11 protein-coding genes are annotated in these 12,398 nt (G+C 62.4%); 10 read left to right on the top strand and 1 reads right to left on the bottom strand.

Annotated features, from left to right (window positions below; translation table 11 throughout):
• Positions 1-7: 7 nt before the first annotated feature.
• Positions 8-829, bottom strand: a complete 822-nt coding sequence (gene map / locus CQ050_RS26000) for a type I methionyl aminopeptidase (RefSeq protein WP_105559722.1) — start codon at positions 827-829, stop codon at positions 8-10.
• Between the two features lie 856 nt (positions 830-1,685).
• Between map and rpsB the strand changes: the two genes are divergently transcribed.
• The 10 genes from rpsB to CQ050_RS25950 all read left to right on the top strand — a co-directional run bounded on the left by rpsB (position 1,686) and on the right by CQ050_RS25950 (position 12,384).
• Complete coding sequence (gene rpsB / locus CQ050_RS25995) at positions 1,686-2,435, top strand: 30S ribosomal protein S2 (RefSeq protein ID WP_105559721.1); 750 nt, start codon at positions 1,686-1,688, stop codon at positions 2,433-2,435.
• A gap of 179 nt (positions 2,436-2,614) precedes the next feature.
• Complete coding sequence (gene tsf, locus CQ050_RS25990) at positions 2,615-3,493, top strand: translation elongation factor Ts (RefSeq protein ID WP_105559719.1); 879 nt, start codon at positions 2,615-2,617, stop codon at positions 3,491-3,493.
• 117 nt (positions 3,494-3,610) lie between these two features.
• Complete coding sequence (gene pyrH / locus CQ050_RS25985) at positions 3,611-4,327, top strand: UMP kinase (RefSeq protein ID WP_006223440.1); 717 nt, start codon at positions 3,611-3,613, stop codon at positions 4,325-4,327.
• Between the two features lie 15 nt (positions 4,328-4,342).
• The gene (gene frr, locus CQ050_RS25980) at positions 4,343-4,903 is read left to right on the top strand and encodes a ribosome recycling factor (protein ID WP_006223439.1); all 561 of its coding nucleotides are present in this window, start codon (positions 4,343-4,345) and stop codon (positions 4,901-4,903) included.
• A 177-nt stretch (positions 4,904-5,080) separates the two neighbouring features.
• Positions 5,081-5,845 carry a polyprenyl diphosphate synthase gene (uppS, locus tag CQ050_RS25975; RefSeq protein WP_105559718.1) on the top strand — a complete coding sequence of 255 codons (765 nt, stop codon included), beginning with the start codon at positions 5,081-5,083 and terminating at the stop codon, positions 5,843-5,845.
• Between the two features lie 52 nt (positions 5,846-5,897).
• Complete coding sequence (locus CQ050_RS25970) at positions 5,898-6,755, top strand: phosphatidate cytidylyltransferase (protein WP_105559717.1); 858 nt, start codon at positions 5,898-5,900, stop codon at positions 6,753-6,755.
• Positions 6,752-7,951 carry a 1-deoxy-D-xylulose-5-phosphate reductoisomerase gene (locus CQ050_RS25965; protein ID WP_105559715.1) on the top strand — a complete coding sequence of 400 codons (1,200 nt, stop codon included), beginning with the start codon at positions 6,752-6,754 and terminating at the stop codon, positions 7,949-7,951. The genes CQ050_RS25970 and CQ050_RS25965 overlap by 4 nt, the downstream gene beginning before the upstream one ends.
• Before the next feature lie 44 nt (positions 7,952-7,995).
• Positions 7,996-9,327 (top strand): RIP metalloprotease RseP, encoded by a 1,332-nt coding sequence (gene rseP / locus CQ050_RS25960; RefSeq protein ID WP_105559713.1) that lies wholly within the window; start codon positions 7,996-7,998, stop codon positions 9,325-9,327.
• A 53-nt stretch (positions 9,328-9,380) separates the two neighbouring features.
• Positions 9,381-11,714, top strand: coding sequence for an outer membrane protein assembly factor BamA (bamA, locus tag CQ050_RS25955; protein ID WP_105559712.1), 2,334 nt, complete (start codon positions 9,381-9,383; stop codon positions 11,712-11,714).
• A 109-nt stretch (positions 11,715-11,823) separates the two neighbouring features.
• Positions 11,824-12,384: an OmpH family outer membrane protein gene (locus CQ050_RS25950; protein WP_105559710.1), complete on the top strand. Its 561-nt coding sequence runs from the start codon at positions 11,824-11,826 to the stop codon at positions 12,382-12,384.
• The last annotated feature ends 14 nt before the right edge of the window (positions 12,385-12,398 follow it).

Genomic DNA, 12,398 nt, shown 5'->3' with positions numbered 1-12,398 from the left:
CAGGGCCTCAGACGGCGGGGATGACGATGGGCTCGGTAATGAATGCCGGCGGCTGCGGCATGCCCGGCGACAGGGTCAGGACTTCGTAGCCGGTGTCGGTCACGCAGACAGCATGCTCCCATTGCGCCGACAGGCTGTGGTCGCGGGTCACGACCGTCCAGCCGTCGGACAGCTGGCGGATCTCCCGGCGGCCGGCGTTGATCATGGGCTCGATGGTGAAAAGCATGCCCGTCACCAATTTCACGCCCGTGCCGGGCTTGCCGTAATGCAACACCTGCGGATCTTCATGGAAACGCTGGCCGATGCCATGGCCGCAGAACTCGCGCACCACGGAAAAGCCGTGGGACTCGGCGTGCTTCTGGATCGCGTTGCCCACATCGCCCAACGTGGCCCCATTTTTCACCTGCTGGATGCCTTTCCACATGCACTCGAACGTGATGTCGGTCAGGCGGCGCGACAGGATGGATTGCTCGCCCACGGCGTACATGCGGCTCGTGTCGCCGAACCAGCCATCCTTGATGATGGTGACGTCGATGTTCAGCGAATCGCCGTTTTTCAGCACCTTGTCGCCCGGGATGCCGTGGCAGACCTGGTGGTTCACGGACGTACAGATGGCGCCGGTAAAGGGCGGGTAGCCGGGCGGGGCGTAACCGACGGTGGCCGACTTCACTTTCAGTTCGTCAGTCAGGTATTCCAGGCAGAGACGGTCCAGCTCGCCGGTGGTGACACCCGGCTTCACGTGGGGGGTGATGAAATCGAGGACTTTGGCGGCGTCCTGGCAGGCGGCGCGCATCTTGGCCAGGTCGGCCGGGTTGGTAATTGTGCCCATGGAGTAACTTGACGATCTCTCGCTTGAATGTCTGCTTGAAAGAATAGTAGAATTATAGGCTTCCCTAAAATTTTGGGGAGCAATCGGGTTACGGCAAGAGCCGATTCCAGTGGATGTGGCCAAAAAATGGCCCGGCATGGATCAGCCAATAAGTTTGTCCCAAGCGTTTGTTTGACTGTTAGTCAGTCAGTTTAGTTAGTCAGCCAATCCCATGAGATCGGCGGCAAGCCCTGAAGTTTCACCGCAAGCGAAGGTTGTGGAGCGAAATCGGGCAGGTCGTCAGGCTCTGGGGCAGGTGGGCGGGCCGGGCGCAAGGGGCAGGGTACTGGCAGGATGTGTGCGGGGGCGTTCAAGGCCAAGAAAGCTGGGGCACGGCGTGCTTGTAATCCCGGTCATGTTTTAGAGCGGCGATGCAGGTTCGGTATGGGCGTCGGATTAAGTTCTTGAAAACACTTGTGTTTTCTTAAGAAATGCCCCGGTGGCCTGATGCGCATGACGCGGTGATCTTAGGGGCTGCAAAGCCCTGGGGTTGCAACAAGCCCAATGCGAAGAGCTGGATTTCGCTGCCAACAAAACAAGTCCGGGTGCGCTGAGCGGGCAACCGCCGGAAACTTCCAGGAAATTCCTGGAGTGTCTGGGTCAGCGCAATGCAAGTGTGCGGTGCAAGGCTCTCGTCGTGGCGGCCGTCTGGGTTTATCGCGGCAGCGTAGTATGTTTATTGCGGCAGTGATCGGTCGGCCCGGTTAAAATTTTTGTCCATCCCGCATGTTGCGGGAAATCGCGCGCAACACCACCCAGGGTGTCAGCCAGATGCTGATGCAGGTGCGGCGCAAGAAATCAACCCTTGGAGAATTACATGTCTTTGATGCGCGAAATGCTGGAAGCGGGTGTCCACTTTGGTCACCAGACCCGTTACTGGAACCCCAAGATGGCTCAGTACATCTTCGGCCACCGCAACAAGATTCACATCATCAACCTGGAAAAGACGGTTGATAAGTACCAGGAAGCCACCAAGTTCGTGAAGCAGCTGGCTGCTCGCGGCGGCAACATCCTGTTCGTCGGCACCAAGCGCGCTGCTCGCGACCTGGTTGCTTCCGAAGCGGCCCGTTGCGGCATGCCCTTCGTCGACGCCCGCTGGCTCGGCGGCATGCTGACCAACTTCAAGACGGTCAAGACCTCGGTCAAGCGCCTGAAGGACATGGAAGTCATCGTCGCCGACGGCGGCGCTGAGCGCATGATCAAGAAGGAAGGCCTGCTGTTCCAACGCGAACTGGACAAGCTGAACAAGTCGATCGGCGGCATCAAGGACATGAACGGTCTGCCTGACGCCATGTTCGTCATCGACGTCGGCTACCACAAGATCGCCATCGCTGAAGCCAAGACGCTGGGCATCCCCGTGGTCGCCGTGGTTGACACCAACCACTCGCCCGACGGCATCGACTACGTCATCCCCGGCAACGACGACTCGGCCAAGGCCATCGCGCTGTACGCCAAGGGCATCGCCGACGCCGTGCTGGAAGGCCGCGAACAGAACCTGAACGGTCTGGTCGAAGAGCAGGGTGAAGGTCAGGAAGAGTTCGTCGAAGTGCAGGACAACCAGGCCTAAGCCTGTTGTCATGTCCGGCGGTTAGTGTCCGGGAGCGGCTCTGAACAAGGACCGTTCCCGCCTCGCCGGCACTGCGAAGGTGGGCTCCCATCTTCCGAACCCGCGAATCGCGGGCGTCCCATCGAATCAAATCACTGCCCCGGCGAGCCGGGGCGTGTCTTAGCAAAATTGGAGCAAACATGGCTGAAATTACCGCTGCCCTGGTCAAGGAACTGCGCGAGAAGACCGACGCGCCCATGATGGAGTGCAAGAAGGCCCTGACGGAAGCCGAAGGCGACCTGGTTCGCGCCGAGGAAATCCTGCGCGTCAAGCTGGGCAACAAGGCCAGCAAGGCCGCTGCCCGCGTCACCGCCGAAGGCCTGATCGGTCTGTTCATCTCCGCCGACGCCAAGCAAGGCGCCGTGATCGAAATCAACTGCGAAACCGACTTCGTTGCCAAGAACGACGACTTCGTCGGTTTTGTGAACAAGCTGGCCGAGCTGGTCGCCACGCAGAACCCGGCCGACGTGGCCGCTCTGTCGGCGCTGCCCTACGGCGACGGCACGGTTGAAACGACCCGCACCGCCCTGATCGGCAAGATCGGCGAGAACATCTCGATCCGCCGCTTCGAGCGCATCCAGACCCCGAACTCGCTGGCCAGCTACGTGCACGGCGGCAAGATCGGCGTGCTGGTGGAATACACCGGTGCCGAAGAAGTGGGCAAGGACCTGGCGATGCACATCGCCGCCACCAAGCCCAAGGCGCTGAATGCCGACGGCGTGAACCCGGCCGACATCGCCGCTGAACGTTCGGTCGCCGAGCAAAAGGCCGCCGAGTCCGGCAAGCCCGCCGAAATCGTCGCCAAGATGGTCGAGGGTTCGGTTGCCAAGTACCTGAAGGAAGTGACGCTGTTGTCGCAGCCGTTCGTCAAGAGCGACAAGCACACGGTCGAGCAGCACCTGAAGGAAAAGGGCGCTTCGATCAGCAAGTTCGTGCTGTTCGTTGTTGGCGAAGGTATTGAGAAAAAGACCAGCGACTTCGCCGCTGAGGTTGCCGCCGCCGCCGCCGGCGCCGCCTGACCTCGGGGTAGTGCTTAAAGGCCGGCACTAGATTAAATTCTAGTCCGGCCTTTTTCGCCGCAGGGCTCCCCATTCTTGTCTTACACTTTCGTCGGATTGTTCTTCGGGATATCACCTATGAGCAGCAGAGCATACAAACGGGTTCTTCTCAAACTTTCCGGCGAGGCGCTGATGGGCGATGATGCATTTGGCATCAATCGCGCCACCATCGTCCGCATGACCGATGAGATCGCCGAGGTCGCCGCCACGGGCGTCGAACTGGCCATCGTCATCGGCGGAGGTAACATTTTCCGTGGCGTCGCCCCGGGTGCGCAGGGCATGGACCGCGCCACCGCCGACTACATGGGCATGATGGCCACCATCATGAACGCGCTGGCGCTGCAAGACGCGCTCAAGCACAAGGGCATCGACACCCGCGTACAATCCGCCCTGAACATCGATCAGGTCGTTGAACCCTACATCCGCCCGAAGGCCTTGCGTTACCTCGAAGAGGGCAAGGTAGTCATCTTCGCCGCGGGCACGGGCAACCCCTTCTTCACCACCGATACCGCCGCCGCGCTCCGCGGCGCTGAAATCGGTGCCGAGATCGTGTTGAAGGCCACCAAAGTGGACGGCATCTATAGCGCGGATCCCAACAAGGATCCCACCGCTACGCGCTATGCGCGGATCAGCTTCGATGAAGCAATCGTGCGCCGTCTGGAAGTCATGGACGCCACCGCGTTCGCGCTGTGCCGTGACCAGAAGCTGCCGATCAAAGTGTTTTCGATCAATAAGTCCGGCGCGCTCAAGCGAGTCGTCAGCGGCGAAGACGAAGGCACGTTGGTACACGTTTAAAGAAAAGGAAATTCCATGAGCGCCGCAGAAATTCGCAAATCCGCCGAAGACAGAATGTCCAAGTCGCTTGACACGCTCAAGATCAACCTGGGCAAGATCCGCACGGGCCGCGCCCATACCGGCATCCTGGACCACGTGCAGGTCGAGTATTACGGTTCGCCGGTGCCTGTCGGCCAGGTCGCCAACGTGAACCTCGTGGACGCCCGCACCCTCAGCGTGCAGCCCTACGAAAAGCAGATGTCTGGCCCGATCGAAAAGGCCATCCGCGAATCCGACCTGGGCCTGAACCCCATCTCGATGGGCGACACCATCCGCGTGCCGATGCCGGCCCTGACGGAAGAGCGCCGCCGCGACCTCACCAAGGTCGTGCGCAGCGAAGGCGAAGATGCCAAGATTGCCGTGCGCAACCTGCGCCGCGAAGCGAACGAAGCACTGAAGAAGCTGGTCAAGGACAAAGAGATCTCCGAAGACGACGAGCGTCGTTCGCAGGACGATGTCCAAAAGCTGACCGATCGCGCCGTGGCCGACATCGACAAGATGGTCGTCCAGAAAGAAGCGGAAATCATGACCGTATAATTCCAGATCGCCTTGGGGCGGACGGTTTGTTCCGTTCGCTCCGGCATCAGGATTTCTTGCCTATGCGCCGTCCTTTCCATTGCCCCGCAGCACCTTCATGCAGCAGCGATGGAACGACGGCGCAGGTTTTTCTCCCGTATTTCTGATTTCGCCGGTCTTCCGCGCAGTCCCCAATCCATGGCAACCAGTTCGACCCAGGCGGTTCCCGATACTCGCGATATCCCCGAGCACGTCGCCATCATCATGGATGGCAATGGCCGGTGGGCGACGCGTCGGTTGCTGCCCCGCACGGCGGGGCACGCCAAGGGCGTACAGGCCGTGCGCCGCGTGGTCGAAGCCTGCGGCCGCGCCGGCGTGCGCTACCTGACCCTGTTCGCTTTCAGTTCCGAGAACTGGCGCCGGCCCGCCGAAGAGGTGTCGCTGCTGATGCGCCTGTTCGTGCAGGCCCTGGAGCGCGAGATCGGTAAGCTGGAAGAGCAGGGCGTGCGCCTGCACGTCATCGGCGACCTGAGCGCATTCGAGCCCCGCTTGCAAGAGCTGATCTTCGCGGCCCAGGAACGCACCGCGCACAACGACCGCCTGCACCTGACCGTGGCCGCCAACTACGGCGGCCGCTGGGACATCCTGCAGGCCACCCGCGCCATGTTGGCGGAGGAGCCGACGCTTGCCTCCCATCCTGAAAAAGTCGATGAAGAGCGGCTGGCCCGGCACCTTTCCATGTCCTGGGCGCCCGAGCCCGACCTGTTCATCCGCACGGGCGGCGAACAGCGCATTTCCAATTTCCTGATCTGGCAGATGGCCTACGCGGAGTTCTACTTCACGGACCGCTATTGGCCGGATTTCGGCGCCGCAGAGCTGCAAGCGGCGTTTGACTGGTATCGCACCCGCGAACGGCGCTTTGGCCGCACCAGCGCGCAAGTCAGCGAAAACGGCGCGCAATAAGCAGACGGCGACGAGCGCGCCTTTCCAAAGCAGCACACGAGGAGACCATCACATGTTGGGTCAGCGTATCGTTACCGCCGTCATTCTGTTGGCCGTTCTGGCCGCCGCGATGATCAGCGCCAATCCCTGGTGGTTTGTCGCCTTGCTTGCCCTGGCCGCCGCATGCGCCAACTGGGAGTGGTTGCGCCTGACGCTCCCGCAGCCGCCATCCCCCCTGATTTCCGTGGGTATTCCCGTGCTGCTGTTCGGTGGCATGCTGGCGCTGACCTCTGCATGGCTGACCGGTGACGGAACCGGCGTGAGCAACCCCGCCTGGGTGCTGTACTACGTTGTGCCTGCTGTTTGCGCCGTGTGGCTGTTCGGTGGCGTCGCCGCCGTGGTCCGCGGGCGCTCCGATACGGCGCCGGCCAGCCTGGGTTGGTCCGTTTTTTCGGTGCCCGCCGCATTTGCCGCCTGGGCGGTGCTGGCGCAGATGTTCATGGCCCGTGGCGCGGGTTTCGTGGTGTCGCTGCTGGCCCTGGTCTGGGTCGCGGATATTGCCGCCTATTTTGCCGGCCGGGCTTTCGGCAAGCGTAAACTGGCTCCGCGCGTCAGTCCCGGCAAGACGATCGAAGGCGCCATCGCCGGTGTGCTGGGCGCCGTCATCTGGGTCGGTCTGTCCAGCTTGTGGGCGGACTCGTTCGGCTATGCCCTGGTCGAACGCTGGAGCTTCTGGCTGGCGTTGCCGATTGCCGCGCTGCTGGGCGTGCTGTCCATTGTGGGAGACCTGTTCGAGTCGCTGCTCAAGCGTCGGGCTGGCCGCAAGGATTCCAGCACGCTGTTGCCCGGCCACGGTGGCGTCTATGACCGCATTGACGCGATTCTTCCCGTCGCGCCGTTCGCGCTACTTTTGTCTGGAGTGTTGTTTTGAGGGCTTTTCAACGCGTCGTCGTGCTGGGGTCGACGGGATCGATCGGTGAAAGCACGCTGGATGTGATTGCCCGCCACCCCGAGCGGCTGGCGGTTTACGCGCTTTCGGCGCACAGCCGCATGGAGCGCCTGGCCGAGCAGGCGCAGGCCAGTCGCGCCGCCGTGGTGGTGGTGCCCGACGAGGCGGCTCGCAAGCGGTTCGCCGCCGCCTGGGCCGGCGGCCAGCCCATGCCCGAAGTCCGGGTCGGTGCGCAAGCCCTGGCCGATACGGCCGCGGACCCTCAATGCGATTCGGTCATGGCCGCGATCGTCGGCGCAGCCGGCTTGCCGGCGGCGCTTGCCGCCGCCCGCACCGGCAAGCGCGTGCTGCTGGCCAACAAAGAGGCGCTGGTCGCCGCCGGTTCGCTCTTCATGCAGGCTATTCGCGATAACGGCGCGGAATTGCTGCCTATCGACAGCGAACACAATGCCATTTTCCAATGCATGCCGCACGGCGGCCGGGCCGGTGCGCCGGATGCGCCGGCGCCCGGCGTCCGTCGGCTGCTGCTTACCGCGTCGGGCGGCCCGTTCCGCAACCGCGACCTCGAAGACCTGCACGAGGTGACGCCCGACCAGGCCTGCGCCCATCCCAACTGGAGCATGGGCCGCAAGATTTCGGTCGATTCCGCGACCATGCTCAACAAAGGCCTGGAAGTGATCGAGGCGCACTGGCTCTTTGCCATGCCTGCGGATCGCATCGAGGTCGTGGTGCACCCCCAAAGCGTCGTGCATTCCATGGTCGAGTACGAAGACGGCTCGATCCTGGCGCAACTGGGCCAACCCGACATGCGAACCCCGATCGCCTATGGGCTGGGGTTTCCCGAGCGGCTCGATAGCGGGGTGGGCTCGCTGGACCTGACCCGCCTGGGCCGGCTCGATTTCGAAAAGCCGGATCTGGCCCGCTTTCCGTGCCTGGCGCTGTCGTTCGCGGCGCTGCGGGCGGGGCAGGCTGCCTGCGTCGCGCTCAACGCCGCCAACGAGGTTGCCGTCGACGCGTTTTTGGGCGGCCGGCTTGCCTATACCTGGATCCCGCGGGTGATCGAGGCTTCCCTGGAGTGGCAGGCACGGCAAGCATCTGTTACGCTCGGCAGTCTTGACGACGTGCTTGCGCTGGATTCCGAAGCGCGCATCTTCGCAGGTAACCTGGGGCTGGCCTGATGGCTGGCCGCGCTTGTTTTCAGATTTTCTAGATCCCGATCCCGATGCTTTTCACCCTGCTGGCCTTTGCGGTAGCGCTTGGCTCCCTGATCATCTTCCATGAGCTGGGACATTATTGGGTGGCCCGCCTGTGCGGGGTGAAAGTGCTGCGTTTCTCGGTAGGCTTCGGCAAGGTCATCCTGCGCCGCACGGACCGTCATGGCACGGAATGGGCGGTTTCCGCCTTGCCGCTGGGCGGCTACGTCAAGATGCAGGACGATCCGCCTCCCGGCGCTTCCGCTGCTGAAGTGGCCAGCTCGTTCAACAACAAGTCCGTCGGCCAGCGCATCGCCATCGTCGCCGCCGGCCCCATTTTCAACCTGATCCTTGCCGTATTCCTGTATGCCGGGCTGAACATGGCCGGCACCGACGAGCCGCAAGCCATCATTGCCCAGCCTGCCGCCGACACGCCTGCCTCGCGGGCGGGCCTGCTGCCGGGCGACCGCATCCTGGCGATCGACGGCCAGGAGGTCAATTCCTGGTCTGACGCCCGGTGGCGCCTGATGGACGTCATGGCCACCGGGGGCCGCGCCCAGATCGAGGTCAGCACGCCCGCAGGCGCCGTCCAGCAGCGCGAACTGAATCTTCCCGCCAACGCGATGGATCCCTCGGGCGGCGATCCGCTCGCCGCAGCCGGCATCCGTCTGGCCCAACCGAAGCCTGCCGTGCGCGCCGTCAACGACGGCGGCGAAGGGCAGGCGGCCGGCTTGCGTCAGGGCGACCTCGTCATCGCGGTGAACGGCCAGCCCACGCCTGACACGGGCGCGCTCGTCAAGCAGATCCAGGAAAGCGCTGGCAAGACGCTGGCGCTGACGCTGGTGCGCGACGGCGCTAACGTTACGCTGAATGTCACTCCGCGGCCGGAATTGGTCAACGGCCAGGAAATTGGCCGCCTGGGCGTGCAGCTCGGTGGCGATATCCCGATGGTCACGGTGCGCTATGGCATCTTCGAAAGCGTGTGGCGCGGCGCCGTGCGCACGTGGGACACCGCCTGGTTCTCGTTGCGCATGATGGGCCGCATGGTGACGGGTGATGTGTCCTGGCGCAATGTCAGCGGCCCCGTCACGATCGCGGATTACGCCGGCCAGACCGCAAGAATCGGAATTGTTGCGTATATCGCCTATATCGCCTTGATCAGTATCAGTCTTGGTGTACTAAATTTGCTTCCCATTCCTATGCTGGATGGAGGCCATCTGCTGTACTATCTCGTCGAAATTGTGCGGGGTAGCCCGCCGCCAGCGAGGTGGATCGATATCGGGCAGCGCGCCGGCATAGGTTTATTGGCAGGCCTCATGGGGCTTGCGCTGTTCAACGATTTCACGCGTTTATTCACGTAAGCGCGATTTAGCATAAAATCCCCCGCCATTTGCACGACCGAGGATACTCAAGGATGTCTTTTCGCCGGATGTTTCATCACAAAAAGGGTGTACTGCCGGGTCTCATCGCCGCATTAATGCTGCCGGCCATGGCCCAAGCCTTCGACCCTTTTGTCGTGCGGGATATCCGCGTAGAGGGTATTCAACGGACTGACGCCGGCACCGTCTTCGGTTATCTCCCCGTCAAGGTGGGCGAGAAATTCACCGAAGAAGAGGCCACGGAAGCGATCCGCCGCTTGTACGGCACGGGCTTCTTCACCGACGTGCAGATCCAGACGGACAACAACGTTGTCGTGGTCGTCGTGCAGGAACGCCCGACGATCGCCTCCGTCAACTTCAACGGCATGCGCGAATTCGACTCCAAGGCGATCACCACGTCGCTGGGGCAGGTCGGTTTTGCCGAAGGCCGCATTTTCGACCGTTCGATGCTTGAGCGCGCGGAATACGAACTGAAGCAGCAATACCTGTCCAAGGGCAAGTACGGCGTCGAAGTCACCTCCACCGTGACCCCGCTGCCGCGTAACCGCGTGGGCGTGAGCTTCGACGTGTTCGAAGGCGACGTTGCCCGCATCCAGGAAATTCGTTTCGTCGGCAACAAGGCCTTCTCCGAAGGCGACCTGCTTGATGAGTTCAAGCTGACCACGCCCGGCTGGCTGACCTGGTACACCGATACCGACAAGTACTCGCGCGAAAAGCTCGAGGGCGACCTCGAACGCCTGCGCTCGTTCTACCTGGACCAGGGGTACCTGGAGTTCTCGGTCGAACCCCCGCAGGTCACGATTTCCCCCGACCGTAAAGACATCCGCATCACGATTACCGTCCACGAAGGCGAGCCCTACAAGGTGCGCAGCGTGAAGCTGGCCGGCAACCTGCTGGGTCTGGACAAGGAAATCAACGCGCTGGTGCAGACCAAGCCGAACGAGACGTTCTCGGCCGCCAAGGCCAACGACTCGGCCAAAGCCATCACCGACTACCTGGGTGAACTGGGCTACGCGTTCGCCAACGTCAACCCGAACCCGCAGCTGGATCGCGCCAAGCACGAAGCCGACCTGACGTTCTACGTCGATCCCAGCCGCCGCGTTTATGTGCGCCGCATCCAGATCGGCGGCAACACCCGCACGCGCGACGAAGTCGTGCGCCGCGAAATGCGCCAGCAAGAGGCCGCCTGGTACGACGCCAAGGACATCAAGACGTCCCGCGACCGCGTTGATCGCCTGGGTTACTTCAGCGACGTCAACGTCAAGACCGACCCCGTCCCCGGTTCGCCCGACCAGGTCGACGTGAACGTCGACGTGAAGGAAAAACCCACCGGCATGATCAACCTGGGCGTGGGCTACGGCTCGTCCGAAAAGGCGATCCTGTCGGCCGGTATCAGCGAAGACAACGTCTTCGGCAGCGGCACCAACCTGACGCTGCAGTTGAACACCAGCAAGACGAACCGCGCGATCGTGCTGTCGCACACCGATCCGTACTGGACCAAGGACGGCATCAGCCGCACGACGTCCGCGTACTACCGCGTGACCGAACCCTGGAACAACAACGACGGCGACTATCGCGTCAAGGCGATCGGCCTGGGCATGAACTTCGGCATTCCGATCTCGGAATACGACCGGATCTTCCTGGGCGCGAACTTCGAACACAACCAGATCGACCTGTTCACGAATTCGCCGCAGGCCTACAAGGACTTCGTCGGCGAATACGGCGATTCCACGAACTCGGTGATCTTCAGCACGGGCTGGTCCAACGACACGCGCGACAGCGCGCTGGCTCCGACCAAGGGTTCGTACACCCGCCTGAAGGCCGACGTGTCCACGGTCGACCTGCAATACACCATGCTGACCGGCCAGCAGCAGTATTTCGTGCCGCTGGGCGGTTCCTACACCCTGGCCTTGAACGGCATGGTGGATTGGGGCCGCAGCTACGGCAGCAAGAACTACCCGATCATCAAGAACGTGTACGCCGGCGGTATCGGCACCGTTCGCGGCTACGAAGGGTCGTCGCTGGGTCCGCGCGATACGCTCACGGGCGACTATCTGGGCGGCACGCGCCGCGTGATCGCCAACGCGCAGCTGTATCTGCCGTTCCCGGGCGCCTCGAAAGACCGCACGTTGCGCTGGTTCATCTTCAGCGACGCGGGCCAGGTGGCGGCGGGCAGCGGCTTGAGCTGCACGCGCGGACGTAACAACACCGAGGTCGAAGATCCTTGCGGCTGGCGGTTCTCGGCGGGTATCGGCCTGTCGTGGCAGTCGCCGATGGGTCCGCTGCAGTTGTCTTACGCCCGCCCGCTCAATTCCAAGGCGGGTGACGACAAGCAAAGCTTCCAGTTCCAGATCGGGACGGGTTTCTAAGCAAGCCGTTACGCTTGAAAACAAGGGAGGGGCCCCCTGGACCGGCTCCCTTGCTGTTTAGTGGCACAATACACACTTTGGCTTTGCCTTACTGGAAGGTGAGATTTTCATGATGTCTGATTTCGCACTTAAATCATCGAAGACGCCGGGCGTGAAACGCCGTGGCAAGCTGGGCGGCTCCATTGCCCTGGTGGGTGCGCTCATTCTCGGTTCGGCTGCTGCGATCCCCGCGCAAGCTCAAAACACCAAGATCGGCTTCGTCAACACCGAGCGGATTCTGCGTGAATCGGGCCCGGCCAAGACGGCGCAAAGCAAGATCGAAGCTGAATTCAAGAAGCGCGACGACGAACTCCAGCGCCTGAACAACAGCCTGCGTTCGCAAGCCGAAAAATTCGACAAGGATGCGCCTGTCCTGTCGGAGTCGGACCGCGTCAAGCGCCAGCGCGAACTGTCGAACCTGGACACCGACCTGCAACGCAAGCGTCGTGAGTTCCAGGAAGACTTCAACCGCCGCCGCAATGAAGAGTTCTCGGGCATCGTGACGAAGGCCAACGAGGCCATCAAGCGCATCGCCGAGCAAGAAAGCTACGACCTGATCATCCAGGACGCCGTGACGGTCAACCCGCGCATCGACATCACCGACCGGGTGATTCAGAGCCTGGGCAAGTAAGCAGTACCCGTCGA

It is taken from the genome of Achromobacter sp. MYb9 (assembly GCF_002975275.1).
Taxonomy (GTDB): domain Bacteria; phylum Pseudomonadota; class Gammaproteobacteria; order Burkholderiales; family Burkholderiaceae_B; genus Achromobacter.
This window is presented reverse-complemented; position numbering and strand designations above follow the sequence as displayed.